Origin of the sequence: Priestia sp. FSL P4-0332 (assembly GCF_038005845.1) — a bacterium.
Taxonomy (GTDB): domain Bacteria; phylum Bacillota; class Bacilli; order Bacillales; family Bacillaceae_H; genus Priestia.
In genome coordinates, this window is record NZ_JBBOUA010000001.1 from 3,440,923 (window position 1) to 3,466,333 (window position 25,411).

Genomic DNA, 25,411 nt, shown 5'->3' on the forward strand with positions numbered 1-25,411 from the left:
AACAAACCCAACTCCATATGAAGACGACCAATCAGGATAAATGATCTAAACCGCTTTTCCCACCGCAGTTGATTTCCATGCAAGACTTCGCTTTCCGCGGGAGTCTTCGCCTTACCCTCCAATCAACAGCTAGAAGCAGCTACATACATGAGACCTACGTTCACCATCTTAATAAAAAAACACGAACTATTAATCAATTTTCGATAGATAGTTCGTGTTTAAATTCACCTAAACTAATTTTTTCAGTCTCTACTCTATCACAAAATCCGCTTCTGCTTTCACCACTCCGTTTACAATAACAGAAAGCGTATGCGTACCGCTGTAATGTTTTCGTGTACTTAAATCTTTAAACGCATGCTTTTTTGTGACTGTCAGCGTTTGGCCTGCTTTTGCTTGAACATTTTTTAGCATAAACACTTTTTGAGTGCGGTTTCCTTTTGCTTTTACGTAATGAATTCCGTACTCTATGCGAAGCGGCATGTTTTTTTCTACCGATAAGTCAAAGGAAAAGTTAATGCTATCACCAATCGTAATGGCATGCGGCTGTAAGCTAAGCCCTGTGACATTTACTCCTGGGTCATCTCCATAGCCAAAAAGAGACAGAGCTTCAGGGTCTCCTTTTTTCAAAAGTGAACGGCACGCATGTTTAACGATCCAATCGGTTTTAACGTCTTTTCCGTACCATCTTTTCATCACGTCAAGCATCCAATCTTTTTCTATGTAAGAAATATCATTTAAATGGTTGGCTACGCTTTTTCGGACATAGAGCGATTCATCGCATTTTAACTGCTCTAAAATCGGCAGCGTTTGCTTCGGATCTTGCTTTAACGCAGGTACCGATTGTCCCCATGGAAGTCTAGGCCGGCTCCCTTCGCTTGCTAATCTGCGAATATGATGGTTTTCATCTCCTGCCCATTCAATCATTTGCTCAAGCATCCGTTTTTGATCTTGAATTAAAAACGGACGCACCGCAAATTCTGATGTGGAAAACGGTGTAAAAAAAGCGAGTGCTTTTATTGAAGCTTCCCAAGCGTTCAATCCGTAAAGTTCAACATAATCTGGAAAAATCGTGCCTTGAAGTCCTCCTACCGTTGGAGCTACTTTATATAGAATATGAAGCGCTTCTTCATAATCCGCTGGCAGCACTTCATGCATGGAAAGCGTAATTCTTCTCATGCGCTCTTTCAGCGCTAAGTCTTCCCAGTCCTGTTGAAAAACCAGTTCATGAAATCCTTTTTTATCAAATGAACTCATTTCACGTGAAAAAGCGTCGCTTAAGTGCGTAATCAATTCTTCATTAAATACGCTTTTACGTAACTCTTCAGCCATACTTATCCCTCTTTTCCAGGCAGTATTTTATTTTCTTTTGAATAAAGCGCCCGCTCGTACATGCCTTTTTTAAAAATTTGCATAAACAGCTGCTTATTTTTAACTTCTTTAAATCCGTACTGACTGTACAAACCGTGAGCATCTTTTGTTGCCAATAAAATTTTTCGTACGTGTTGAATCGGCTGATAGCGAATCATTTCTTGTACCAGCGCTTTTCCAAGCCCGTTGCCTCGGGCGTGCGGCAGAATAAACACATCCGCCAAATAAGCAAACGTCGCAAAATCTGAAATAATCCGTCCAAACCCTACTTGTTTATCGCACTCATCATACACGCCAAAACAAATGGAATGTTCAATAGACGTTTGAACAAGGTGAAGCGGAATTCCTTTTGCCCAGTATGATTCATGATGAAGGTACGAGTAGATGACATCTATATCAAGCTTTTCTTTATCCGTATGTATGGTAAACTGATGATTTTCTTTCATGCTGCAGCCTCCTTGCTTCTCTATCATAGCACAAATGTTCGTAACAAAAAAAAGCCTTTTGCGTTAAAAGGCTTTTTTGGTTAGTATGGTATTTTTTTTAAAACGGAAGAAGTTTTTCTATAGCGTCTTGCGACTATGTAAATAAGCGGACTGCCAATAATCGTCGGCAAAAACCAATATGAAAGGTCGGGAAGCTTGTTTAACAGCGGAATACTATCTCCAATATTCACAAGCAGCGCGGTAACGGCGCCGATATAAGACCCCAGCATACCGCGAATATGGTGTTGAAGCCAGCTCTTCCATTTTTGCTTGCGTGATGCATAGCCGTAGATCGCTAATCCGTATGAAAACACGGCAATATAAAATAAATAAGCAATTTCATTCCATTTCCAAACTGATAGAATGATAGCGGTAGCGGCTAGGGCTGCATAAGCACCATGATACACTTCCCCCCACTTTGTATGCCCTCCTTTTGTCTTAGGCACTAGCATAGACACTGCTCCTGAAAGTAAACAAATCATGCCGAGCCCAATATGTATGCTTAATATAACTTCAAATAAATCCAAGACGCTCTCTCCTTTTATGCCCTTCTCTTTTATATCTTCGGCTAACATACTTAATTTTTAACAAAATATCTCTGTTTATTTACAAACGCTTTCACTTTAATCACTGGAACGTTCTTTAAAATCGGTCTATTGTTCTATGCTACTGTGCTGGGCCTTTCTCATGTGTTTAAGCTTAAAAACCCGTCACCGCTTGTATCTCCAATCGGCTTAGTCGTTTTGTTTTATTCATTGTCTCTTGCTCAAAACTATTTTAAACATGTCCATCAAGGATTAAAAATCGGTCCATTTACTTTACATCTTTCGTTTCAAATCGTCATACCGGCTCTTTTGCTTGTGATTGCCTTTTTAAGAAATTGAAAAAATGTACAATCTATCAACGCGGAAAATACTGCATAAAATTCATAATATTTTCATTTCTCTATTGGTTTTAATCTCCTAAAATTATACAATGTAGTCAAGAAGCCAAAAGGAGAAGTACTATGATTGGATTAATTCTTTCTGTTTTAATATTTAACATTCTTGCCTTCAAAACAAATAAGCGCTTAACGGCAAATCAAATTGTTCACATTTGGATGTTCACCATTGCTGCTCAGCATATCTTTGACGTCTTCATTAATTTCAAATTTCACGGCTACTGGTATTTTACACAAGAGACAGACTGGCAAGGTATTTTTGCCTATACCGTTCTCATTCCGCCTGTAAACATGCTTTTTCTTACTTACTATCCTTTTGCCGGGAAGCTCACAAAAAAAGCCGCTTATATTTTACTTTGGTCGGTTGCTGTTTTACTTTATGAAGTAGTGGCCCTTCTCCCTGCTCCTTGGGGGTATTTTCACTATGGATGGTGGACGTGGTGGTATTCGCTTTTCTTAAACCCGCTGTTGTTTTGGATGGTGGTGCAGTATTACCGGTGGGTGTGTAAAATTGAAAAAAGAGCGATAACTAAAAAATAGAATAGCCTTTGGACCAGCACATCATCATTTTCAGCACGTGCAATAAAACGAATGTCTGCTTCTCCGCTGGCTATTCTTTTTTTATTTAAAAACGTCTTGGGACAAGGAAACTTGCTTTTCTTTTTCTTTTCCAACTAACGACACAAGGAATCCTGCTATTCCAGCTATACATAGAACCACCAATAGACCAGTAGTACCTACTAACAAGCTCACCGCAGCTGAAGCTAACATTCCTCCAACATAACGAAAAGTGGAATAAATGCCCGATGCAGTGCCTGATTGCTCTTTTTTGACAGATTGAATATTCATAGCCTGCATAGATGAAACACCGATCCCTGCTCCCACTCCTCCTACTAATAAAGATACAATTGTATAAGAAATGGAGGCATTCGCTAAGTGAAAATAAAGCATCGCCGCAAGCAATGAAATAAGAAACGATAATCGTATCGGATGTTCTTTCCCTACCTTTTCTGCTAACAATCCTCCCAGCCAAGAAGAAATAGACATGGCTAATGAAAAAAAGAAAAGAAGCAAACCAATTAAACGAATATCATACTGCTTCTCTAGCAAAAGCGGAACAAACAAAATGGTACTATACATCATAAAATTACTGCATAGAATGGAAAGATTTGAAGAAAAAAAGGGCCGAACCTTAAAAAGCTTAAAATCAATCAGCGGCTCTTGGACCTTGCGTTCTTGCACAATGAAAAGAACGATAGACGCTATGCATATGAAAATAGTCCAAGCATTAAACAAATCACGGTGCGTCAGCATTAGCGTAAAGCTCGTCATGCTTACTCCAAGTAAAAAAGCGCCCCCTATATCCAGCATTTTTGCTTTTTGTTTTACGTTAGACGGCACGTATATAAATGAACAAATCAACGACAGAACAGCAAAAGGAACGTTAAACCAAAAAATCGACGTCCACCCAAGATACTTAATTAAAAAAGCTCCTAACACAGGTCCTACAGCTGCTCCTAGCCCCATTGATAATCCAAATAACCCAAGCGTCCTTCCAAGCTTTTCTTTTGGTAAACTGTGCCTCATAATCGCTGTTGCATTAGGCGTAGCTAGTGCGCCTCCTAATGCTTGCAGCGTTCGAAAGACCGTGAGAGAAAGTAAGTTATATGAAAACACACAGGCGGCAGACCCCACTAAAAAAATAATCATTCCAGCTACAAACATGGTCTTATTTCCATATAAATCACCCAGTTTCCCCGCGATGGGCTGAGCAACTGCCATCACAATTAAATAGATCGTTACCACTACTGATACATGTACGATGGAAAGATCAAGCGCTTTGGCAATAGACGGTAAGCCTACCGCAATCATAGTGGAATTAACGGGAATTAAAAAAGTTCCTGTTAAAATAGAAAAGATAATCAAAGACGGCTTACTGCTGTTCAATCGTCACCACTCCGTTAGTTCCGTCTACGGTAACAACATCTCCGTCTTTTAGTAGATCCACGGCTACTTTTGTGCCAAGAACCGCTGGAAGTTTATATTCACGAGCCACTGTTCCTGCATGAGATAAAATTCCTCCTGCATTGGTTACAATTGCTCCAGCAAGCGAAAATAACGTGGTCCAAGCGGGTGCTGTTGTTTCACACACAAGAATATCTCCTTGTTTAAGTTTAGAAAATTGACTTGGGTCTGAAATGATTTTTACCACTCCCGTATAAACACCTCTTGAAGCGGCACTTCCTTTAAAGATTTTTTGAGTTTCATCTACTTCTGGAGGCCCCATTTTTCCGAATACCCGCTCCAATAAAGGATCTTCTCCTGTTTGAGGAGGCGTTCCATAAGCAGGCGGCGTTTTTTTATGACGATTTTCTTCAAACTCCTGTTTTCTATTGACGATAAGTTCATGAGACGCCACGGGCGTTTTTAATACTTCCAGCAATTCATCGTAATAAAAATGAAAAATATCTTGAGGCTGATGAATCACTTGGTGATCAGCTAAAAGAGTTCCTGCATTCAGCAAAAACAGTCTTGCCGTAGCAGGCAGCATCGCATCGATATAAAAATGATGGTCTTCATCCAACCCCCATGCGTCCAAAGCCCAGCCATAAAACAGCTTAAACTGCTCTTTTTCTTCGCACTCCGGCATTTTTGCGAGTACATCACGATAGCTTTCTTCTCTCTTTTTTACGACATCTTCATAATTTTTCTTGAAGTCGTAATCTTTACGCACATAGCCAGCAATAATCGATAGCGCATGTAAAGGATTCTCTACCCACGTCTCATCAATAAACTCATGCGAATTTGCAGAACGATAGCCATACTCATTCAAAAAGCTTTGCAGATTCTTTAAAAATTCTCTGCCTTCAGCTGTGCCTAATAGATTTGCTTCTATTTCTTCTGACTTCTGTTCCGTAAAAGCTTGTTTTAATGGGTCAGAACGCTTTACCGTGTCAGTTAGTTCCCAAAGTGCTTGATCCGTTTCAAGTGACTTGTTCATTACGCCTTCCAGCAGATCATATACGTAAGCGGTATTCGCGTCTCCGGTCAAGGCTCCATATAGCTCTTCTAAAATCATTCCTAAATCACTTCTTGGCATGACAATTTCAAAGTGAAGCTGCCAAGCTTTTTTATAAAAATCATGCAGTTCTTTTACTTTTTCTTCTGCTTCTTTTAAAGATAAAGGACGTTCTGCACTTCTTTTGACTTCCGTATAAAAAGGTAAAAACACCTCATTAACGTACTCGTATAATCTAGGTTTAAGTCGAGGTAACAGCGGCTTCACTGCTTCTTGGTGCTCCTTTAAGCGATCATTTACGTCACCGGGAAACGGGATATTTTGCTGATACATTTTTCCATCAGCTAATTTCACTACAAATTGATAGATAGGCAGTTTTAACGTTTCAAAACCTTGCTTTGTCCCATAAGTCATTGCCGGAAGCTGAAAGGAAGCGTATAAAGGACTTAGCGCATGTGCGATATGTAGGTTGTCTTGTACCCAAAATCCCGTTTGTTTTTCTTCCTCACTTAAAAATAGGTCGTTTTGAAATGCAGATAATACGTTCATTTGATTTCCCCTTTCCTTTTCATTATGTAGTAACAGGTCTCACTTGAAGTAAATAAATATGTTTATTTTTTATGGCAAATTCAATGTCTACAGCGTACTGACAATACTGCTCTACTTGATTCGTTAAACGAAGCAGCTGTAGTGCTGTTTCATCTGATATAGAAAATTCATTTTTTTCTTTATCCGTTGTCACAGCTTTTGTTATTCCTGTAAAACCTGACACTAGCTTATACTCTTTTAATCCTAGTTCTTTCATTATACTTTTTGTCTGTTTATGAATAATAAATAAATCCGGCGTAACACCACCTGATACGATTCCCTCTCCTAAGCCGTACGCCACGTTAATGACTACTTCATCTTCACTTTCTGTAATAGGATTTACGCTAAAAATCACTCCGGATACATCGGCTTCAACCATTCCTTGTACAAGGATACCCATCTGGGGATTAGAAAGCGAAATTTCTTTATCTTCGGCGTACGCTTGAACCACGGATGAAAAATAAGAAGCCCAGCATTTTTTTATACTTGTCAAAAGTTCTTCTCTGTTTCTTACGTTTAATATCGTTTCATACTGTCCGGCAAAAGACGCATTCTCCAAATCTTCAAGTGCGGAAGAAGATCTTACGGCTACGGCTTTCACACCAGCACCTTGAATATTGGCATACGAAGAAACAATTTCTTTTTGCAGACCTAAAGGAAACGTGCCGCTTTGAATCTTCTTTTCTATGACGCTGCTATCTTCTGCTTTTATTTCTATTTGGTTAAACGTTAAAAAGGAATGTAACGTGTGAGATGTTAAAACAAATCCTGTAGGGATATGAGAAACGTGCTGAATCATTTTTGAGAGATTGTAAGCTTTTGAACCTACTGCTTGAAGTTCTGCATAACATGCTTTTTCTAAAGAGACGATGTGCAATCACTTCACCTCCTTTCATTTATGTCAAAAGACAATCAGATAAAATAGTAAAATCCATTTAAAACCATAATGTAGTTTTATGGAACTAAGTCTATTTTACCAAAAATTAACATAATTTTAAATATCTTCACAAAAAAATCACAAACCATATTCACTAGAATATGATTTGTGATTTTTTTTATAACTAACACATTTGAAATTCATATTGTTTTGACAAATTAAACTGTATCTCTCTCCTTCTTCTCCCTCACAAACTCAACCACAGGCCCCACAATAATACAAATCCCTGCGATAATCAGCCAGCCAAACGCAAGATACGTCCAGCCTTTAAAAAAGGACAGCGTGTATTGATAGCCCGTTAAAAACATCACGCCTGGAAACAAGAGGACAAACAAAAATGTAAGTCCCAGCGCCCAGCGCGTACAAAGCTTTGCATCTTTATTTAACTGTTGTTGTGGATCCATACGCCACTTCCTCCCTTAATGGTTCATCTCCATGTTCATCAAAGCTTTTGAATTTGTCTTTTAGTTCATCAAAGTCAAATTCTTTTTTGGCAAGCAGACCGTGTCCGATTGATATAACTCCGCTGATAATAAAAACGGTAGAATTTCCAATAAGCATTGGATACAGTCCGCCAAGGGCTTCTACATCAATGTGACCGTTAATTAAGTAAGCAGATGTGTTCCATGCGACAACGCCGCCAATCATCCCTAAAAGCGCGCCGTAAAATGCACCTGTATTCGTCGCTTTTTTCCACATCAGTCCAAGCGTAACGGGAATAACGGCTCCGCTGACGAAAATACCCATGGCCATATACACAAACCCAAGACTAATTCCTAAGTAAAACAGTAAAATGGAAAACACACCCATCGCCAGCCCAAAGCCAAGCGTCACTTTTCGCGACGTGCTTAAGATTTTTTTACTGCTTGCTTTTGGATTGATAGATCGCAAGTAAATGTCCGTTACGATAATATTTGTGATCGCCGTTAATTCAGCCGCTCCTGTCGACATTACCGCCATAAACAGCATCGTTAAAAACAAAATAGAACCTAGATTTCCAAGCACGTGTGACGCCATAACGGGCGCGATAGAATCCGGTGAATCTACAGCAATTCCAAGCCCAGCCGCACTTACACCTAGGAAAGTGGCAACGGCAAACGGAATCGAAAACCAGGCAATTCCGCCGTAAATATACGCTTTTGAAGCAGCGCTGTTTTTACTTGCAATGGCACGCTGCCAGTAAGCTTGATCTACAAAGACCGTACCGAAGTTCCCGATAATATTAATCATCCCAAACAAAAGGCCCGGCACCGATGCCATCGTAAGCATATGCTGTGACGAAGGCAGATTTTTCAGCCCTTCGTACACGCTTGTCACGCCGAACTTATAATAGACGGCAGCAGCAAAAATAAATAAAATAATGAAAATAAAAACGGTGTTAAAATAATCAGCAACAAATGAGGCTTTTAAACCGCCAATCATGGTGTAGATGGTAAACGTAAGAGGAATTAAAAAAGCGGCAACAAAAATATTCATCCCGGTAAGAGAGTTTAAAGCAATGGCTCCTCCTAAAATAACCATGGCGGTCACAATAATATTTGTCATAAGAGCAAAGCCAAGCATTAAACGATGATTTTTCACGTCGAAACGCTGTGCAATAAATTCTAAAAACGTATGAGCGTTCGGCGCTTTTTTCTTCAGGTTAATCGCGACAATGGCAAACAGCAAAATTTGAATGCTTGCTCCCGCTGCGTACCAATACGGTCCGCTAATGCCGTACTGATAGCCTGTGGAAGAAGACATCATTAACGTAGCGGCCCATGTCCATGCAGCAATAATGGATGCACTCGCCAGCCCAACGCCTACATTTCTTCCGGCTGTACTAAACTGCTCAGCCGTCATTTCCTTTCCTTGACGGCGCTGCATCATAATTGTAACGGCCGTAAAGCCTCCTCCAAAAATCAGTAAAATCAAATACCCGACGCTTGATGAAAGCATCTTATCCCTCCTCTTCCTCTTAATGTTAGATTTACTTACATTAATATGTAAATAAAAGTAACATTTATTAATAAAATATCACGCCGTAAAATTATTAACAATACTGTATTTTCTGATTATTAAAGAGTATAATTAGATACTTTCCCCTTATGCAAACAAAAAAAGCCGGCACATCCGCACCGGTCTAAGCATGAATTTTCGTTTTCAACGTGTGTTATTTCCTCACATGAATGAATGGTCTTACTAATAAAAAAAAACGACAACCCCTTGGGTTGTCGTTTTTTTTATCATTGAGATACCATTACTTTTTGGCGAACGTGCTCTAAGTGATCACGAACCGCTTCTGCTGCTTCTTCTGGCTCTCCATTTTTAATTGCTTCAAAAATACGCTCATGGTCGGCATCCGTTTGCTTACGATTTTCTTTTTGGCTTTTATTTAACGAATAAGCAAGCGCTTTTCGATACAAATGACCTAAATCTTCTACAGCATGAAGAAGGAATGAGTTATGAGCAGCTTTTACAATATCATGATGGAAACGATAGTCCGCTTCATGTCCAATTTCTTCACTGTTATGAACCGTCTTTTTAAACGCTTCTAACGATTCTTTAATTTCAATCAGTTCTTCATCCGTACGGCGCAGCGCGGCTAAGCTTGCTGCTTGCGACTCGATGATAATACGCATTTCAATTAATTCAAGAACTTGATCTGCTTCAACCATTTCAAACGTCATTGGATCAAGCATGCCCACTAAGTTTACACGCTTTACGTAGCTTCCTCCGCCTTGTCTTGATTCAATCAAGCCGCTGGCAGAAAGAACGCTTAGCGCTTCACGAATTGGTGCACGGCTCACTCCAAACATTTTGGATAACTCATGTTCCGACGGCAAACGAGACTCTGGCGGGAACGTTTTCTCTTTAATCATCTTTTTTAATTGATCAAGCACTTGACTAGATACTTTTTTACGCTCAATAGGTACAAACATACTTCTATTCCTCCTCCAAGTAATTATCTCTCTCTTTTTTTTAGTTTTCATCGGACCCAGATTAACTATGTGTATTCCGATTTATGTAAACGCTTCAATCTTTGTATTACAAGTATACATTATTTCAATTCAAATGTGTTGATAAAATTTTACTATTATTGTTATTATACCATGAAAACAAGTTATAAATGAATAACGATTCATGGTTTTTTGACATAATACCACTATCTTACATATAATCCGTATACGATCATGATCGCCGCGTCCGCTAACGCATGACTAATAATTGCCGCTTCGGCACCATATCGCTCCCTTATACACGCCCACATTATACCTGCTAAAAAAATGCCTGCAGCCGAGATCCAATTAAAAGGAAACGCAAAAACAGGCAGAATAATAAACAGGTGATAAAGCGTATAAAAGCTTGATGTAACAATGGTTGAAGCAGGTAAGGACAGATGCTTCTTCACTTTATTCTGTATATAGACTCGCCAATACATTTCTTCTAAATAAGGGTTAATAAAAATCAAAACGACGGCTAAAATGATAACTTTCCATCCGCTAAATCCCCATATTTGCAAAACCGCTTGCATATCTTCTACATGAAAGATTTTACCAGAAAAAAGCAGGCTGCTTCCAATTATCACAGCGGCACATAGAACTCCGCTCAGAGTTCCCACATACAGAGATTTTTTTGTAAGCGCTACCTTCAAGTTAATTTTATTATTCGCATATAAAATCATAAACATCCAGCCGTAAAAGCACACAAATGTTACCAACACATTTTGGATAAGCCACAAACCGAAAAAAACAAAGATTGTAGGCATGAACAGCAAAAACAAAAATTTTATCACGTTTATGGCGCACCTTCTTTAAGAGCCGCTTTTCTTTTACCTAGTAAACCTTTCGTATTCAAAAGGTTTACTATCTTTTATCTTATAAAAGTCCAGTGGTATTTTCAATTATTTTTTAATTCCTGCTCCAGCTCACGAAGACTTTCAGCAAGCTTTTTCTTTTCTTCTTCAAAGTGAGCATCGTCTTTAAAAGCAGGAGCTGGAGGTTCTAGCTCTTCATTTTCTTTTAGCCAATCCGGCGTCATTTCCTTGCGAATGACGCGCTTTTTATTAGCGTAGGAAAGCGGCTTTTCAGTCTGTTGACTTGCTAGCGTACGCTGTGACGTTACATAATGCTTATGAAAAAGATGCTGTTTAATATAGGCAAATGCTCGAATGGTATCGCCGCTGTATTTAGGCACGTAGTGATCAAATGCTTCCTGCAGTCCAGATAGCGCCTCTTCTACGGGTATTTCGCTTTTTGCGACTTCGTACATATGCTTTAAATCGCTGGCTGAAGGATACACTCCTCGGTTTCTTCTAGCAATAAAAGCGGCTTCTAACGTTTGTACGTAAGCGTCATGCGCGTCTTCTTCTCTTTTTATTTGATTTGTATTTTCTGCTGTAGTCTCTGTTAATGACGCCTTCACTGTGACCGGCTCCGCTGCTTCAATTTGACTTTCCCCTTCTGTCAAATTGACATCTTCGAGCTCTTCAAATTCATCGCTTGGCATAAGCTCTTCTAGTTTCTTATAATCAATCCGGTACCAGACCGTGTTGTTAAATTTAGAGCGGTTGTACTTTCCTTTTATAATCAGTCCTTCTTTTTCAAGCTTTGAAATGATGCGTTGAATCGTTGAAAGCGACCAAAACGGAAACTGCTGCAGCCACTGCTGATTTGTATTATATACCCACGTATATCCGTCCTGTACATTTACGCTTTTTTCAAGCCAGTAGTGAAGCTGCTGAAGAAACAGCGCTCCGTTCACTCCTACTTTAACTGCAAGCGCCGGCAGTACAATTAACGGCTGATCTTTTAATAGTAATTTACTCATTATATCATCTCCTTTGTTATGTAAAATAGCTACTATATATATACAAAGAAAACGGAAAAACGGGGATGCCCGCTTTAAAATTATGTTAAAATATAGAAAAAATGAGGTGAGCATATGATACGTCAAGGCAGAATTGGCGATGAAGCGGGCATCGCAAATGTACACGTAGAAAGCTGGAAATCAACTTATAAAGGACTTGTTCCGGATTCTTTTTTAGATTCTTTGAGCGCTGAAAAGCGAAAACCTCTTTGGAAAAAGCAGCTGGAGTCAAATTCTGTTTTTGTTGCAGAAGAAAACGGTCAAATCGTCGGCTTCGCTTCTTATGGCAAAGAAAGAACCAATAAGCACCCTTCCTATACCGGAGAACTATATGCAATGTATTTACTCGCAGAGCATCAGCGAAAAGGGATTGGAAAAGCGCTTATGCATAAAATAGCGCAAGAGCTGGTAAACCAACATATACATACGATGCTCACATGGGCTTTTGAACAAAACGGCGCCTGTCAATTTTACGAAGCGCTTGGCGGAAAAAGAATCGATCGTGCTGAGGTTGTTATTGAGGGTACATCTCTATCTGAAGTGGCTTTTGGGTGGGACACGCTTAAAAATTTGTAAGACAACTATCTGGACAGATTTTTTTCTTCACGGTAAACTGTTTAGTTGGTATAAAAAGAAAGGATGACTTACCGTGACGAATTCTACTTATCGAAACATTATTTTGCTGGTTCTTTGTGTCACAGCGGGTATCGTCGATGTGATTGGCTACTTAAGCCTTGGCCATATCTTTACGGCAAACATGACCGGAAACATCGTGCTGCTTGGGCTAGCAATCGGAAACTCTCTTGAAACAACTGTTTTTCACTCCCTGACAGCTTTAGGAGGTTTTATTGTAGGAGTTGTAGGCGCTGCAATCCTTGTTGGAAACAAAGAAAAAACGTTTTGGCCTAAAGCCGTAACGATCGCGCTTGGAATAGAAGGATTAATTTTACTTGTTTTTGCACTTTTATCTTCGTTTTCTCCTTCTTTACACTTAACTTACTTGTTTATTTTCTTACTAAGCTCAGCAATGGGACTTCAAACAACGGCTGCTCGAAAGCTTGGCGTAGCCGGAATTTCAACAACCGTATTAACGGGAACGCTTGCTAATTTCTTTGAAGACGTAACGGCACGTTTGCGCAGCCCTCGCTACCGCAAAACGTTTACAACCGATGCCATTCTTCGCGCGCTGTCTCTTGTACTTTACTGCTTTGGCGCTGTTATCGCTGCACTTGCAGAGCCTGCTTATAAATTTGAAATTATTTGGCTGCCCCTTGTTATTTTGTTAGCCATCATTATTTTTGTCAGCACGAAGTTTCGTTCTGATTCAGAAAAATAATAATAAAACAAGGCTGGGACAAAAGTATTTTAGTCAAAGGAAAATCCGAACGAGTTTGATTCTTGATTGAGAATCAAATTTGTTCGGATTTTTATTAGTATAGTGAACGTTCATATATGTAGCGGCTTCTAGCTGTTGATTGAAGGGCAAGACGAAGACTCCTGCGGAAAGCGAAGTCTTGCACCGAAATCAACAGCGCTGTAACAAGCGAACATACTAGATCATTTATCCAATTTGTTCGCCTTTAGGTTATATTGATTTAGTTAGTTATGTCTCAACCTTTTTCATTTTCCCGCTAGTGCCGCTAAAACGCCAAGAATGATTGCCGCTGCAGGTCCTACAATGAATAGTCCAATTAAAATCGATCGTATGGCTTCCCATAATGACCGCAAAGGACTTTGCTTAGACTCTGCTTTTTCCATTCTTTCCTCTAGGTGTTCGACTCTTTGCTGAAGCTTCGCTAATTCCTGCGTAACATCTATTTGTTCGCTCATCGCTCAAGCTCCTTTTTACTCTACATTACCATATACTTCCTTACTAAAACTACTATTTATTTGTGATTACTTCAATGCCGATTTCGCGGTAAGCATTTAACACGGTTTCGTTCACATGCTCTTCTGTAATGAGCCAATCTAGCGAGTTGGCTGAGCTGAACGTGTACGTTGACGATGTATTGAGTTTTTTAGCTGTTACAATAGCCGCTACTTCACTCGCACTTTTAATCATTTGGCTTTTAATGTGCATTTCTTCAAGCAAAGGAATGCTCATCCCGATTTTAGGATCGATTGCGTATACGCCTAAAAAACAAAGATCCGCTCGAATTTGTTTAAGCGTATCAACCACGCTTTGTCCTACCGTGACCATCGATTCTTTTCGAAACGTTCCTCCAAGAGAAACAACTTCTACAAAGTCATGTTCCGCTAGTGCAACGGTAATTAACGGACTGTTTGTAATAACCGTAACGTTTAAATTTTTTGGAAAAGCTTTGACGAGCTGAATATTTGTTGTACTTCCGTCCATCAAGAGCACCTGCCCGTCTTTAATTAACGGAAGCGCCGCAACGGCAAGTGAATGCTTAACATCCATCAATTCACGTTTTCGCTCTTTGTAATCAACCGCAGACGTGGAACGCGGAAGCGCTCCTCCGTGTACGCGCTGCAGCAGACCAAGCGCGTCCATTTCCCGCAGATCTCTGCGGATTGTATCTTCTGAAACATTCAGCGTTTGACTAAGCGTGGTGGCCACAATTCGCCCTTCTTTTTCAAGCAAATTCATAATTTGTTTGCGTCTTTCTTGTTTTAACATCGCTTGTTCACCTGTTTTCTTTCTGCTTTTTACTTTATTATACTTGTTTCTTTTGTAAAAACAATGTAAAAACGCTTGATTATCAGTGTTTTTTCGTTTATTGTAGGATAAACAAGATAAATCATGCAAAAACAAGTAATAATAGTCAAAGGGAGAGATAGTTTATGAAGATGATTTTTACAGATTTAGATGGAACTCTTTTAAATAGCAGCAGTGAAATTAGCACAATTAATGCAGAAGCAATTAAAAAAGCGCAAACACACGGAGTTGAAGTCGTGGTTGCTACAGGGCGCGCTTATTTCGACGTGCAGGAAATTTTAAAAAAAGCTGAGCTTTCAAACCTTTGGGTGATTGCCGCAAACGGAGCGACTATTCATGACCCGAACGGACAGCTAAGACATTCGGTTCCGATTGATGCACATCACGTAAAAGAAGCGCTTCAGTGGCTGGATGCAAACGAATTTTATTATGAAGTGTTTGCCGAACATGCGATTTATACACCAAACTCGGGTCGTGAGCTGCTGGCCATTGAAATTGACCGGGTAAAAAGCGCCAATAAAAACGTGGACGAAGAAAGACTTCATCACGCTGCTGCTAAGCAATACAGCCAAACGGGATTTGCCTTTGTTGCATCGTATGAAGATATTTTAAATACAAACGCTGAGCTTTATAACGTATTAGCTTTTTCATTTGATGATAAAAAACGAAAAAAAGGCTGGGATCACTTTAGCAAGCAGCATGACATGACCCTTGTCTCTTCCGCTGATCATAACTTTGAACTGGAACATAAAGACGCGTCAAAAGGAAACGCATTAACATACGTGGTAAAAGAGCTTGGCGGCTCTCTTCAGGATACCATTGCCATTGGAGACAGCTTTAACGACGTATCGATGCTGCAAACGGCTGGAAAAGGAATCGCTATGGCAAATGCGCACGCGGAAATTAAAGCGTTAGCTGATGATATTACATTAACGAACGATGAAAACGGAGTAGCTTCCGTTATTGAAAAAGTGTTAGAAACGCAGCTGAAAGCACATTAAAAAAACGCTTGGCAAATGCCAAGCGTTTTTAAATGGTCATGCGGTAAATACCGACAAACCAGCTAAACAGCGCAACTAAAAGCAACAGCCACGCGCTGGTTTTCTTTCTTTTTTGCCACTCGATTGCTCCTAAAACTAGCATGGTAAACCCGAGCAGTATATTTAAAAACGAAAGAAACTGGTAACTGTGAGTGAGCATGATATAAAGAGCCAGTCCAACAGTAATAATCGAAAGAATAAGCTGTAATGCTTTTAACAAAAAATCTCTCCTTACTTGTAATTCACTTCTTCATTCACACACGTCACTAAAGGCTTTTTTTCAAGACCTAAAAGCAGGTTCTGGACGGCTAAATCTGCCATGCGATTGCGCGTTTCGTACGTAGCACTTCCAATATGCGGTGTTACCAGCACGTTTGAAAGCTGCAGCAGCTTATGATCTGCCGGAAGCGGCTCTGGGTCTGTTACGTCCAGTGCAGCATATGCAATTTCTTCATTTTTCAGCGCTTCGTAAAGTGCTTCAGTGTTCACTAATCCTCCGCGCGCTGCGTTTACAAAATACGCGCTGCTTTTCATTGCTTTAAATTCCTCTTCTCCGAACATGCCTTTGCTTTCATTTGAAAGCGGCACTAGGCATACGATACAGTCAGCTGTGTGAAGCAGTTCTTCAAACGAAAGGTATACGGCATCAAGCTCTTTTTCTGCTTCATGCTTGCGGCTTCGGTTGTGGTAAACGATGTTCATCCCCGATGCCTTTGCTCGTCTGGCAACGGCGCTTCCGATATCGCCCATTCCAACAATACCAAGCGTTTTTCCAAATAAATCGACGCCAAATACCGTTTCCCAGTTTCCTTGTTTCACTTTTTCATAGCCTTCATGAATGCGGCGAGCTGCCGACAGTAATAAACCAAACGTTAAATCAGCCGTCGCTTCTACTAACACGCCTGGCGTATTGCTAAACGGCACGCCTTTTTTGGTGCATGCTTCGACATCTACACTGTCATACCCTACGCCTGATTGAGAAATAACGCTCAGGTTCGGTGCTGCTTCTAACAGCTCTTCGTCCACTGTGATGTGGCCGATATTAAAAAAGCCGTCAGCGTCACGAAGCCAGTCGCGCAGCGTTTCTTGTGGAATCTTTCCTTCTCCTTCCCACATTTGAATATCGCAGTGCTCCGCTAGCTTCTCGTAAGCATTTGGCCACGTTTTTCCAGACATAACAACTTTGTATTTCCCCATGTGTATCTCTCCTTTTCCTTGTTCACTCATATGTATGAATAGTAACTAGCTATCCTATCATAAGACTACTATAAAGATGAAACTTTTTCCATTCAGTAATCGTATTTATAGTAAGGGGGAATACGAATGTTTGAAGATGAAATGATATTTGAAGATGACCCGTCCGGAGATGACATTGTTTTTGAAGGTGATGTGCCCGATGACGTAAGCGGAGGCGCTTTTTTTCCAGATGACGCGTTATTTAACGGAATGCCTACGTTTGTGATGCTATTTTTTGTTATAGTTATTGGTATTTTTCTATTTTCTATTTTTAAAGGAATCGGCACGTGGAGTAAAAATGAGCAGTCTCCCCGTCTCTCCGTAAAAGCAAAAGTTACGGGCAAACGGACAAACGTCCACCGCCATGGCGGTCACGCTCACGAACATCATCACTCTCACACGTCTACAACCTACTACGTAACCTTTCAGTTTGAAAGCACCGACCGCTCTGAATTTACTGTTTCAGGCCGCGAATACGGCATGCTTGCAGAAGGCGACGAAGGAATGCTGACGTTTCAAGGAACTCGTTTTTTGGATTTTCAAAGGAATCCAAGTGAAGAACATACAGATGCTTAGCTTATGACCTCTTGCTTTTAGAGGTCTTTTTTACTGTAATGGAGCATTCATATAGCCAATGACCTATTTGTGCCCTTTTTACACTGTAGAAGAACGTTAATCCATATAAAACATACCGTGTAACACATTCATTTAAGCAGGCAGGTGATTTTATGTATTCTCCTTATTCAGGCAGCGGCCTCTACTACGGACATTACGGCGAAGCCCCTCATTCGCATCCTATTCAAACAATACTGGCGCAATACTGGCACGAAACCCACTATCCAGGTCCACACAAAAAATATGTACACGTGTATTATCTTAACCCGGCTTCTCTTCATTATTATCCAACCTATCAAAGGTTTTTGTAAAAAAGTGGTTTTTTAATTGAGTCTTTTATTGTAAAATTAATCCATATGCTTATTTATTGGAAAGGAGGTTAAAAAACAGTGCGTAATTCTACAGCAAAAAATAGTGTGATAGTCACCACTTTGCTTTCCGCCCTATTTTTCTGCTTCATTTTGGTTCTTGGTTCGCTTTCTCCTCTAGCAGATTCAGGCCCCAACGTTAATACGTTCGGCTCAACAGGGCTGTGGTTATCTCTTGGCATGGTTCTGTTTTTATATTTGTTGCCTTTAGCTTTTTATCTGATAGGAATGCATTTTTTAAAATTTGTCATGGCTGCTTTTTGCAGCATCGGACTTTTAATCGCTGCTAGTACTCTATTACTGATGCCGGCTCTGTTTTTATTCGGATTAGAAGATTTCTCAGGAAACTTATCTTCAATTATAGGAATAATGATTTCTTGTTTAGGTTTGCTGATTACGAATATTGTGTGGTTTGTTGCTGCGTTTAAAAGACCGTCAGCCACCGTGCAGGAAAGCGTTTAAAATGGTGAAGAGGAGCCGCTACTGCTCCTCTTTTTATAGCTCGGTAAGTAAAAAGTGTAAATATAACGAAGTAGCCTTTGTGCTTACTGTTTTTTATACATAACATCAAATTTCATTACATATTTTTATATAATGAAAGACCACTTAAACGGAAAATAATAGTAGATACAAGATTGAAAGAGGTTTTGTTTTTGGTGACATTATTTTTAACAAATGTACTGCTAGGCCTTTCGATTGCCCTTCCCGTTGGCACGGTGACGATTGAAATGACAAAGCAAGGTTTAAAAAACGGGTTTCTTCACGGATGGGTTGTTGGACTCGGAGGAATGACGGTTGATTTATTATTAATTGTGCTTCTTTACTCTGGACTGGCTTCTTTTTTATCGGCTCCTTTTATACAGCTTATGATGTGGCTTATAGGAGCGCTTTTTTTACTTTATATTGGCTATGACAGCATTAGACATGCCGACCATGATATAACGTCTCCTGGAGAGCACGTAAAAAAGTCGTTTGCATCTTCCTATATGAACGGGATCTTTGTTGCGATTTCTCCTAGCAATCTCATTTTTTGGCTCAGCGTGTTTGGAACGGTGCTGACTAATTCGCTTCAATCCTCTCATTCTTTTCATTTCCTGCTGATTGCTGCCGGAATATTAACAGGGATTTTAATTCATGACCTAGGCTTAATGACGATTGTTTCTGGAACTAGAAAAGTGCTGAATCAGCTTTATATTAAATGGGTTTCTATTGCGGCAGGATGTGTCTTAATTGGTTTTTCATGCTATTTTCTTTATCGTTTCATTGGGAATCTGCGCATGTACTTTTAATGTTTCTACATATTTTATGACTTGCTATATCCCCTCTTTATCTAGTATAGAGAGGGGATTTTTATAATCTATCAGGGACTATCAGACAAAAAGTTCACAATTTCGTCACATTTCTATTGATTTTTTTCTCTTTTTATACGAAAATGTAAAAAAAGGAGGAAATATCATGAAAATCAAAAAAGCACTTCGCATCTTTATTGGATCAAACGTTCTTGTATTATTAACATTCGGCCTTCTTCCAGCACTATTGGTTAACCCTGATATTGACCTAATACAATCATTTATTAATTATATAGGCAAGGATTAATTTCGCTTTAAATAGTCATAATTTTCAATCTATTATTTTAATAAAAAAAGACAGCGCAGGCTGTCTTTTTTGGTAGGTTTGAAAAAGCTTATGGTACTTTTCAGGCTTATTTAGTTGAAAACAGCTTGTTAACATCTATTTTTTGATCTTTAACAATCGTATATGTCGCCTGTTTTTTATCTTCAAAGCTAAACGCTTTTATGTAGTCATTATCGTAAATCGTTAAGCCGTACGCATCTTTTCTGTTTTCGACGATTTTTACCCAGTAAGCTTGGTCAAACTTTGGGTCGAGCTCCTTGCTTTTTTTTACTTCTACTTTTGCCAAAGAATGTACGATTTGCTTTATCTCTTTTTTATCATCTACTACACGTTTTCCTTCGTCCGTATCTATTTCAATACGCGTAACGTTTGCTTCATCTACTTTTATGACGTCTTTTAACTGATAGGCTTTCCCGGTATATGTAAAATAAAATACGACGATAAATAAAAGTGCAGCTATAATAATCGTTCTTTTTTTCAAAAGGAACCTCCTTTTCTACATCACGCTGCATTCACGTGATACACCTTTTTATTCCTCCTGTTCCGCAGCCCTTTAGTACAATGCTGCTTCCTACAAGTAAACTATACGTTAATCCCGGAACAGGAAGTACTAACGTTACCATCAACAGTAACATGCCCGTACTTGTAAGAGCTACTCCGGCAGCTCGATTTTTCATTCATTTCACCACCGTTGCTCTGTAAATCTCTTTTTATAAAGTGATAGAAGTAATATTGATCTACTATTTACTTATGTGCTTTTAGCTTATAGTACAGAAATGTCAAAACTTCTACTAGTAAGATCGCTACTTCACATTACCTTCTCTTTTTAACTAACTCATCATGATTTATGAAATAAAAACAGCTCATCTACTGTTGCTCCCAGCTCTGCAGCCAGTTGAAAAGCAAGGGTCAAGCTTGGATCATACTTATTGTTTTCAATTGCATTAATCGTTTGTCTCGATACGCCGCATACTTTTGCCAATTCATCTTGAGACATTCGTTTGCTTTTACGCAGTTCTTTAATTCGATTTTCCACCATTCATCACTCATCTCTAAAATGTAAAAAACTTTTTACATCCATATCTTATATTATCTTCCTTGTTACTGTCAAATATATTTGACAAATCAATGTCTCTTACCTACCTAAAAAAGAGATTGAAATATAACGAGATTAATCCAATCTAAAGACGAAATAGATTAAACACATGTTCACCCTCTCAATAAAAAAGCCGTACTTATTCATGTAAATACCATCTTTACTTTTACATATTTACAATAACTACACAGAAATTAATATAAAAAAGCACAAACTCCTTAAAAGAAGCTTGTGCTTTTTTATTTCATTGTCTGTTTGTTAAAGCTCCTTACTCATATTAAACCACTGCACGCCTGCATGCTGAGACTCCGCTACTCCTTGATTCACATATCCGTTTTTTTCGTAAAACGGAATCAATTCTTCTTTACATGTTAAGGTAACCGTTAAGCGCTGTTTGTTCCGCGCTTGTTTTTCAAATTCTCTTAACAGCATACTGGCAATTCCTTTGTGATGATGCTTGGGATTTACAACGATACCCAAAATACTTTGATGACCGCCTGTCTCAGGGTTCGAAATCGTTTTTTCAAACAAATCATCCGTAATAAACGGAGCTGAAATGACGGGACCGTTCACATATCCGATTATTTCTTCATTTTCTTGGGCGATGATAAACGTATCAGGAATGGTGTTAATCCGCGTGATGAATGCGTCTTTTGAGGCAGCTTCTTCAGGTGTAAAGCCTTTGTTTTCTAACGTAATTAATTGGTTTAAATCTTTTTCATCCACTTGTCTTATAATCATTGAAACGTTTCCTTTCATTATGTATTTCTCTTTTTTCTCTAAAAGCTTCTATTACATATAACTATCTCTTTCTACTATATATAAAAATGCCCAAACAAAAAAGGATTGACCTCTGCATCATACAGAATTCAATCCTACTTCGCTTTTTAATTAACGTCTTGATTATTTAATAAATGCACCAAACGGCTTGCCCACCGGAAGCACAACTCGACCGTAGTGAGTATTTAATACAGCCGCTGCAGATCCATAGAATGAAAACAGAGCAATTAATAGCTCTGAAACTGCTGCTAGTAAGTGCGTGTACTCATATGCCACACCAAATGTACTTAGCGATAATCCAATGAATAAGAAATCGATTAACACAAAAATAATAAATAATACTTTATGAGTGCCCATTGCTCCAACTGTCATAAAAACGCTGAAAATCAAGTAGCCGACAAAAGCAAATGCGAGCTGCTTCGGATCCGCTTCTTTTGCGAGCGCTTCCCCAAATGCTCCAAGCTGAATAAGCCATGTCATAGCTACACCTAGCCAAAATAACCCGAAGGCACCAAAAGCAGTTGCGCCGAAGGTATTATTATGTTTGAAATCTTGCATAGACGCGATTAACTGCCCTATCCCGCCTAAAAAAATCGCCCATGGCAATACCAATGAAACACCATCGGTTACCCCAAGCTTTTGAAACGATGCAACAAGTGTCACCATGGCAAGTCCGAATAGACCTAGCGCTGATGGATCCGCTGTTACAATTTTAACGTGCTGCGTGCTGTTGTTACTCATGTTGTACCTCCCTGATTTTAAAAACACCTTTAAAAAGATACAAAAATGTAGGGGAAGTGTCAATGGATATTTTTGGCCTTTTAAAATCCCATAAGAACAAGCAGTGTAGCGGTTACACTGCTTGTTCTTTAATTTCTTATCATTAAACGTTTTGTAATAAATTTTGTCTGGTTTGTTTTGCGGACTCAACCATGACTTTTAAAGCTTCAACCGTCTCGCTGATTCCTCTTGTTTTAAGGCCGCAGTCGGGATTAATCCAAAATAATGCAGGATCAAGTACCTGCAGAGCGCGGTCAATGTTTCGCTGAAGCTCTTCAAGCTTCGGTACGCGCGGACTGTGGATATCATACACGCCAAGTCCGATTCCTTGATTGTACGTATGTTTTTCAAACGCATAAATTAATTCACCGTGGCTTTTAGACGTTTCAATGGAAATCACGTCGGCATCAAGCGCTTTGATGGCATCAATAATCTCTTCGAATTCTGAATAGCACATATGCGTGTGAATTTGCGTCTCGTTTTGCACCGATACCGTTGCTAGTTTAAATGCATACACCGCAGCGTTCAAGTAGCTGTCCCAGTTTTCTCGTTTTAACGGCAATCCTTCACGCAGTGCCGGTTCATCTACTTGAATCATTGAAATGCCCTGACTTTCAAGTGCTTCTACTTCTTTTCTAAGAGCAAGCGCAATTTGATTTGCCACGTCGTAGCGCGGGATATCATCACGCACAAACGACCAATTTAAAATCGTAATCGGACCCGTCAGCATTCCTTTAACCGGCTTATTTGTTAGAGACTGTGCGTAGACCGTTTCTTTGATCGTCATCGCCTGCTCATACGATACATCTCCGTAAATAAGCGGCGGCTTCACGCAGCGAGAACCGTAAGATTGCACCCAGCCAAACTTCGTAAACTGAAAGCCTCCTAATTTCTCACCGAAGTATTCGACCATGTCCGTACGCTCAAACTCTCCGTGCACAAGGACATCTAAGCCGATGTCTTCTTGAATTTCAATCCATTTTTTTATTTCCTCGTTAATGTACGCTTCATATGCTTCATCGCTTAACTCGCCTTTACGCCATTTTAAACGCTCTTTTCGCACTTCTTTTGTTTGCGGAAAGCTTCCAATCGTTGTCGTTGGAAGAAGCGGCAGTTGAAACGCTTCTTGCTGAACGCGTTGACGTACGTCAAACGGCGCTTGTCGCGCTGCTTTATAGCTGTGCAGCTGCTTCAGCTCTTTTTGCACGTCTTGATGATTTCGAAAAGATGAACCATTTAATGCTTGAATCGCCTGTTTGCTTACGTTTATTTCTTCTTCTATCGACTCTTTTCCTTGCTGCACTGCTTTTGTTAAAAGCGTGATTTCCTTTAGCTTTTCATCTGCAAAAGAGAGCGCATTTTTCAATACTGGATCAATGGTTTCTTCATTTTTCACCGTGACAGGAACATGTAATAAACTTGATGAAGGCTGCAGAATCAAACGGTCTTTTGATACGGCTTCTTCAATTTCACTAAGCGTTAAAAGCTGTTCGTCCAAATTTTCACGCCAAATATTTCGTCCGTCAATCACTCCCGCAGCCAGCACTTTATCAGTTGGAAAACCATATTTATTAAGCACAGTGAGATTTTCGCCTCGGTCATGCACAAAGTCTAAACCGATTCCTTCAACAGGAAGAGACACAACTTCTTTGTAGTGATCAACGCTGTCAAAATACGTTTGCAAAATGACTTTTACATTCGGTGCTGCTTCCTTCAAAGTTTGATAGACTTCTGTGTAAAGCGCCAGTTCTTCTTTTGATAGCGTTGTAGATAAAATTGGCTCATCTATCTGCACCCACTCTACTCCTTCTGCCTGCAGCTCCGCTAAGATAGTTGCATAAAGCGGAACAAACTGTTCAACTACTTCTTTAAACTCACTTTTTTTATATCCTTTTGACAGCTTCACAAATGTTACTGGACCTACAATCACGGGCTTTCCTTCAATATTCAGCTTTTCTTTTGCTTCTTTGTAAAACTGAAGCGGGCGATTTTCTACAAGTACCGGCGTACATTCCTCAAGCTCCGGTACGATGTAGTGATAATTTGTGTTAAACCATTTTGTCATCGTAGAGGCTACCGCACCTTTTGTTCCTCGGGCGATGTCAAAATACGTTTCAAGCGATACTGGTCCTCCGTTATACTCAAAGCGCTTTGGCACTAGACCGAACATAACAGCTGTATCTAACACGTGATCGTATAAGCTAAAATCGCCGACTGGAATCAATTCAATTCCTGCGTCACGCTGTTTTTTTAGATGCGCTAGACGAAGAGCTTTAATTTCTTGAAGAAAGATACCTTTCTCTAGCTTTCCTGCCCAAAACTGCTCAAGCGCTTTTTTCCATTCTCGTTTTTCACCAATTCTTGGATAACCTAAGTTCGAACTTTTTACACTGCTCATTTTTTCCACTCCCTGTATATTTTTTTATCGGTAAACTAAAAAATCTCTCTTTTCGAAATGAAAAGAGAGATAATACGCATACTTAACTAGAGTTGAGACAGCCTGTTTTTCTCAACACGTATTCCTCACTCCTCTCTATATCCCGTAGAGCTTAAGTGCATACAACAGGCAGGTCTCCTGACTTAGGTTCATCGCTTCCTATCCCTTCCCATTTCAACATGAAACAGTGGTTAATAAGTTGCTCCCCATTACAGTGGCGGGACCGCGCCGGCTTTTCACCGGTCTTCCCTTTTAAGCTGCGTACATTCGTTACACAGCACCTGATGCATTTTTATAAAATTGTCCATTCAAAACATATTCACATAAAATAAAAAGCCTCTCTATCACGAATAGAGAGGCATAGTATCTATGAAATCCTCTCTTATTTTTCAAAGCTGTACGCTTTGCAGGATGTAGCACCTTTTCAACAAGAATGTTAAATGGTTGCCGGGCTTCACAGGGCCAGTCCCTCCGCCTCTCTCAATAAGAGTTTTAATTGTTTATAATATTTTGAATGTAGAGTCATCTTAACACCTTAGATTTATGTTGTCAAAAGAAA

Annotated in this window: 30 protein-coding genes and 2 riboswitches; of the genes, 9 read left to right on the forward strand and 21 right to left on the reverse strand. The window is 39.6% G+C overall.

Annotated elements, in window-relative coordinates; translation table 11 throughout:
- Positions 1–249: 249 nt before the first annotated feature.
- The 3 genes from MKY06_RS17850 to MKY06_RS17860 form a co-directional block, all read right to left on the reverse strand.
- Complete coding sequence (locus MKY06_RS17850) at positions 250–1,329, reverse strand: DNA alkylation repair protein (protein ID WP_098526394.1); 1,080 nt, start codon at positions 1,327–1,329, stop codon at positions 250–252.
- 2 nt (positions 1,330–1,331) lie between these two features.
- Positions 1,332–1,814 carry a GNAT family N-acetyltransferase gene (locus MKY06_RS17855; RefSeq protein ID WP_025750834.1) on the reverse strand — a complete coding sequence of 161 codons (483 nt, stop codon included), beginning with the start codon at positions 1,812–1,814 and terminating at the stop codon, positions 1,332–1,334.
- Positions 1,815–1,894: 80 nt separating this feature from the next.
- The gene (locus MKY06_RS17860) at positions 1,895–2,380 is read right to left on the reverse strand and encodes a hypothetical protein (RefSeq protein ID WP_013058204.1); all 486 of its coding nucleotides are present in this window, start codon (positions 2,378–2,380) and stop codon (positions 1,895–1,897) included.
- Between the two features lie 99 nt (positions 2,381–2,479).
- Between MKY06_RS17860 and MKY06_RS17865 the strand changes: the two genes are divergently transcribed.
- The gene (locus tag MKY06_RS17865) at positions 2,480–2,737 is read left to right on the forward strand and encodes a GerAB/ArcD/ProY family transporter (RefSeq protein WP_223269008.1); all 258 of its coding nucleotides are present in this window, start codon (positions 2,480–2,482) and stop codon (positions 2,735–2,737) included.
- A gap of 122 nt (positions 2,738–2,859) precedes the next feature.
- Positions 2,860–3,333 (forward strand): hypothetical protein, encoded by a 474-nt coding sequence (locus MKY06_RS17870; RefSeq protein ID WP_013058206.1) that lies wholly within the window; start codon positions 2,860–2,862, stop codon positions 3,331–3,333.
- Positions 3,334–3,414: 81 nt separating this feature from the next.
- Here the strand turns inward: MKY06_RS17870 and MKY06_RS17875 are convergent, their stop codons facing one another.
- The 8 genes from MKY06_RS17875 to MKY06_RS17910 form a co-directional block, all read right to left on the reverse strand.
- Positions 3,415–4,740, reverse strand: a complete 1,326-nt coding sequence (locus tag MKY06_RS17875; protein WP_240524282.1) for an MFS transporter — start codon at positions 4,738–4,740, stop codon at positions 3,415–3,417.
- The gene (locus MKY06_RS17880; RefSeq protein WP_098476124.1) at positions 4,727–6,361 is read right to left on the reverse strand and encodes a PEP-utilizing enzyme; all 1,635 of its coding nucleotides are present in this window, start codon (positions 6,359–6,361) and stop codon (positions 4,727–4,729) included. The genes MKY06_RS17875 and MKY06_RS17880 overlap by 14 nt, the downstream gene beginning before the upstream one ends.
- 22 nt (positions 6,362–6,383) lie before the next feature.
- Positions 6,384–7,277: a PEP/pyruvate-binding domain-containing protein gene (locus MKY06_RS17885; protein ID WP_098326132.1), complete on the reverse strand. Its 894-nt coding sequence runs from the start codon at positions 7,275–7,277 to the stop codon at positions 6,384–6,386.
- Positions 7,278–7,495: 218 nt separating this feature from the next.
- Complete coding sequence (locus MKY06_RS17890; RefSeq protein ID WP_029323294.1) at positions 7,496–7,741, reverse strand: hypothetical protein; 246 nt, start codon at positions 7,739–7,741, stop codon at positions 7,496–7,498.
- Positions 7,716–9,275 (reverse strand): sodium:solute symporter family protein, encoded by a 1,560-nt coding sequence (locus tag MKY06_RS17895; RefSeq protein ID WP_013058210.1) that lies wholly within the window; start codon positions 9,273–9,275, stop codon positions 7,716–7,718. Before MKY06_RS17895 ends, MKY06_RS17890 begins: the two co-directional genes overlap by 26 nt.
- Before the next feature lie 287 nt (positions 9,276–9,562).
- Positions 9,563–10,258, reverse strand: a complete 696-nt coding sequence (locus MKY06_RS17900; protein ID WP_013058211.1) for a FadR/GntR family transcriptional regulator — start codon at positions 10,256–10,258, stop codon at positions 9,563–9,565.
- Positions 10,259–10,482: 224 nt separating this feature from the next.
- Entirely contained in the window at positions 10,483–11,112 is a 630-nt protein-coding gene (locus MKY06_RS17905; RefSeq protein WP_098900959.1) for a CPBP family intramembrane glutamic endopeptidase, read from the reverse strand.
- A 104-nt stretch (positions 11,113–11,216) separates the two neighbouring features.
- Positions 11,217–12,146 (reverse strand): hypothetical protein, encoded by a 930-nt coding sequence (locus MKY06_RS17910; protein WP_053487558.1) that lies wholly within the window; start codon positions 12,144–12,146, stop codon positions 11,217–11,219.
- A gap of 114 nt (positions 12,147–12,260) precedes the next feature.
- Here MKY06_RS17910 and MKY06_RS17915 point away from each other — a divergent pair, with 114 nt between their 5' ends.
- Both MKY06_RS17915 and MKY06_RS17920 read left to right on the forward strand, forming a co-directional pair.
- Complete coding sequence (locus MKY06_RS17915) at positions 12,261–12,761, forward strand: GNAT family N-acetyltransferase (protein WP_013058214.1); 501 nt, start codon at positions 12,261–12,263, stop codon at positions 12,759–12,761.
- 73 nt (positions 12,762–12,834) lie between these two features.
- On the forward strand, positions 12,835–13,521 hold the full coding sequence (locus MKY06_RS17920) for a YoaK family protein (protein ID WP_340961083.1): 687 nt from the start codon (positions 12,835–12,837) through the stop codon (positions 13,519–13,521).
- Between the two features lie 284 nt (positions 13,522–13,805).
- On the opposite strand, the gene MKY06_RS17925 is transcribed toward MKY06_RS17920, so the two are convergent.
- A complete protein-coding gene (locus tag MKY06_RS17925) occupies positions 13,806–14,015 on the reverse strand; it encodes a hypothetical protein (protein WP_057273680.1) in 210 nt (69 codons plus the stop codon).
- 52 nt (positions 14,016–14,067) lie between these two features.
- Entirely contained in the window at positions 14,068–14,826 is a 759-nt protein-coding gene (locus MKY06_RS17930) for a DeoR/GlpR family DNA-binding transcription regulator (RefSeq protein ID WP_014458988.1), read from the reverse strand.
- A gap of 164 nt (positions 14,827–14,990) precedes the next feature.
- Here MKY06_RS17930 and MKY06_RS17935 point away from each other — a divergent pair, with 164 nt between their 5' ends.
- Positions 14,991–15,866, forward strand: coding sequence for a Cof-type HAD-IIB family hydrolase (locus MKY06_RS17935; protein WP_064471940.1), 876 nt, complete (start codon positions 14,991–14,993; stop codon positions 15,864–15,866).
- 28 nt (positions 15,867–15,894) lie between these two features.
- Here MKY06_RS17935 and MKY06_RS17940 read toward each other — a convergent pair whose 3' ends face one another.
- Positions 15,895–16,125, reverse strand: a complete 231-nt coding sequence (locus MKY06_RS17940) for a YczI family protein (RefSeq protein ID WP_029323305.1) — start codon at positions 16,123–16,125, stop codon at positions 15,895–15,897.
- Positions 16,126–16,136: 11 nt separating this feature from the next.
- A complete protein-coding gene (locus MKY06_RS17945; RefSeq protein ID WP_055992689.1) occupies positions 16,137–17,102 on the reverse strand; it encodes a 2-hydroxyacid dehydrogenase in 966 nt (321 codons plus the stop codon).
- Between the two features lie 126 nt (positions 17,103–17,228).
- Here MKY06_RS17945 and MKY06_RS17950 point away from each other — a divergent pair, with 126 nt between their 5' ends.
- The 4 genes from MKY06_RS17950 to MKY06_RS17965 all read left to right on the forward strand — a co-directional run bounded on the left by MKY06_RS17950 (position 17,229) and on the right by MKY06_RS17965 (position 19,720).
- A complete protein-coding gene (locus tag MKY06_RS17950; RefSeq protein ID WP_029323308.1) occupies positions 17,229–17,717 on the forward strand; it encodes a DUF2500 domain-containing protein in 489 nt (162 codons plus the stop codon).
- Between the two features lie 428 nt (positions 17,718–18,145).
- Positions 18,146–18,586 carry a DUF5391 family protein gene (locus MKY06_RS17955; RefSeq protein ID WP_013058222.1) on the forward strand — a complete coding sequence of 147 codons (441 nt, stop codon included), beginning with the start codon at positions 18,146–18,148 and terminating at the stop codon, positions 18,584–18,586.
- A gap of 194 nt (positions 18,587–18,780) precedes the next feature.
- Positions 18,781–19,413, forward strand: coding sequence for a LysE family translocator (locus MKY06_RS17960; RefSeq protein WP_029323312.1), 633 nt, complete (start codon positions 18,781–18,783; stop codon positions 19,411–19,413).
- 166 nt (positions 19,414–19,579) lie between these two features.
- Positions 19,580–19,720: a hypothetical protein gene (locus tag MKY06_RS17965; protein WP_013058226.1), complete on the forward strand. Its 141-nt coding sequence runs from the start codon at positions 19,580–19,582 to the stop codon at positions 19,718–19,720.
- A gap of 106 nt (positions 19,721–19,826) precedes the next feature.
- On the opposite strand, the gene MKY06_RS17970 is transcribed toward MKY06_RS17965, so the two are convergent.
- The 6 genes from MKY06_RS17970 to metE all read right to left on the reverse strand — a co-directional run bounded on the left by MKY06_RS17970 (position 19,827) and on the right by metE (position 24,813).
- Positions 19,827–20,240 (reverse strand): DUF5301 domain-containing protein, encoded by a 414-nt coding sequence (locus MKY06_RS17970; RefSeq protein ID WP_064471941.1) that lies wholly within the window; start codon positions 20,238–20,240, stop codon positions 19,827–19,829.
- 31 nt (positions 20,241–20,271) lie between these two features.
- The gene (locus tag MKY06_RS17975) at positions 20,272–20,436 is read right to left on the reverse strand and encodes a hypothetical protein (protein ID WP_013058228.1); all 165 of its coding nucleotides are present in this window, start codon (positions 20,434–20,436) and stop codon (positions 20,272–20,274) included.
- 161 nt (positions 20,437–20,597) lie between these two features.
- Positions 20,598–20,798 carry a helix-turn-helix transcriptional regulator gene (locus tag MKY06_RS17980; protein ID WP_013058229.1) on the reverse strand — a complete coding sequence of 67 codons (201 nt, stop codon included), beginning with the start codon at positions 20,796–20,798 and terminating at the stop codon, positions 20,598–20,600.
- A 315-nt stretch (positions 20,799–21,113) separates the two neighbouring features.
- Positions 21,114–21,614 carry a GNAT family N-acetyltransferase gene (locus MKY06_RS17985; protein ID WP_013058230.1) on the reverse strand — a complete coding sequence of 167 codons (501 nt, stop codon included), beginning with the start codon at positions 21,612–21,614 and terminating at the stop codon, positions 21,114–21,116.
- A gap of 144 nt (positions 21,615–21,758) precedes the next feature.
- The gene (locus MKY06_RS17990; RefSeq protein ID WP_013058231.1) at positions 21,759–22,376 is read right to left on the reverse strand and encodes an acetate uptake transporter; all 618 of its coding nucleotides are present in this window, start codon (positions 22,374–22,376) and stop codon (positions 21,759–21,761) included.
- Between the two features lie 142 nt (positions 22,377–22,518).
- Positions 22,519–24,813, reverse strand: coding sequence for a 5-methyltetrahydropteroyltriglutamate--homocysteine S-methyltransferase (gene metE, locus MKY06_RS17995; protein WP_098399647.1), 2,295 nt, complete (start codon positions 24,811–24,813; stop codon positions 22,519–22,521).
- 150 nt (positions 24,814–24,963) lie between these two features.
- Positions 24,964–25,152, reverse strand: a riboswitch (cobalamin riboswitch).
- Positions 25,153–25,231: 79 nt separating this feature from the next.
- Positions 25,232–25,342, reverse strand: a riboswitch (SAM riboswitch).
- Positions 25,343–25,411: the final 69 nt, after the last annotated feature.

Excerpts from the sequence above, each read along its gene's own strand:
- MKY06_RS17975 (WP_013058228.1), bottom strand. The coding sequence starts at position 20,436 with ATGAAAAATCGAGCTGCCGGAGTAGCTCTTACAAGTACGGGCATGTTA.
- MKY06_RS17930 (WP_014458988.1), bottom strand. The coding sequence starts at position 14,826 with ATGTTAAAACAAGAAAGACGCAAACAAATTATGAATTTGCTTGAAAAA.
- metE (WP_098399647.1), bottom strand. The coding sequence starts at position 24,813 with ATGAGCAGTGTAAAAAGTTCGAACTTAGGTTATCCAAGAATTGGTGAA.
- MKY06_RS17880 (WP_098476124.1), bottom strand. The coding sequence starts at position 6,361 with ATGAACGTATTATCTGCATTTCAAAACGACCTATTTTTAAGTGAGGAA.
- MKY06_RS17985 (WP_013058230.1), bottom strand. The coding sequence starts at position 21,614 with ATGAAAGGAAACGTTTCAATGATTATAAGACAAGTGGATGAAAAAGAT.
- MKY06_RS17870 (WP_013058206.1), top strand. The coding sequence starts at position 2,860 with ATGATTGGATTAATTCTTTCTGTTTTAATATTTAACATTCTTGCCTTC.
- MKY06_RS17910 (WP_053487558.1), bottom strand. The coding sequence starts at position 12,146 with ATGAGTAAATTACTATTAAAAGATCAGCCGTTAATTGTACTGCCGGCG.
- MKY06_RS17945 (WP_055992689.1), bottom strand. The coding sequence starts at position 17,102 with ATGGGGAAATACAAAGTTGTTATGTCTGGAAAAACGTGGCCAAATGCT.
- MKY06_RS17915 (WP_013058214.1), top strand. The coding sequence starts at position 12,261 with ATGATACGTCAAGGCAGAATTGGCGATGAAGCGGGCATCGCAAATGTA.
- MKY06_RS17965 (WP_013058226.1), top strand. The coding sequence starts at position 19,580 with ATGAAAATCAAAAAAGCACTTCGCATCTTTATTGGATCAAACGTTCTT.
- MKY06_RS17980 (WP_013058229.1), bottom strand. The coding sequence starts at position 20,798 with ATGGTGGAAAATCGAATTAAAGAACTGCGTAAAAGCAAACGAATGTCT.
- MKY06_RS17950 (WP_029323308.1), top strand. The coding sequence starts at position 17,229 with ATGTTTGAAGATGAAATGATATTTGAAGATGACCCGTCCGGAGATGAC.
- MKY06_RS17855 (WP_025750834.1), bottom strand. The coding sequence starts at position 1,814 with ATGAAAGAAAATCATCAGTTTACCATACATACGGATAAAGAAAAGCTT.
- MKY06_RS17890 (WP_029323294.1), bottom strand. The coding sequence starts at position 7,741 with ATGGATCCACAACAACAGTTAAATAAAGATGCAAAGCTTTGTACGCGC.
- MKY06_RS17900 (WP_013058211.1), bottom strand. The coding sequence starts at position 10,258 with ATGTTTGTACCTATTGAGCGTAAAAAAGTATCTAGTCAAGTGCTTGAT.
- MKY06_RS17925 (WP_057273680.1), bottom strand. The coding sequence starts at position 14,015 with ATGAGCGAACAAATAGATGTTACGCAGGAATTAGCGAAGCTTCAGCAA.
- MKY06_RS17850 (WP_098526394.1), bottom strand. The coding sequence starts at position 1,329 with ATGGCTGAAGAGTTACGTAAAAGCGTATTTAATGAAGAATTGATTACG.
- MKY06_RS17935 (WP_064471940.1), top strand. The coding sequence starts at position 14,991 with ATGAAGATGATTTTTACAGATTTAGATGGAACTCTTTTAAATAGCAGC.
- MKY06_RS17895 (WP_013058210.1), bottom strand. The coding sequence starts at position 9,275 with ATGCTTTCATCAAGCGTCGGGTATTTGATTTTACTGATTTTTGGAGGA.
- MKY06_RS17990 (WP_013058231.1), bottom strand. The coding sequence starts at position 22,376 with ATGAGTAACAACAGCACGCAGCACGTTAAAATTGTAACAGCGGATCCA.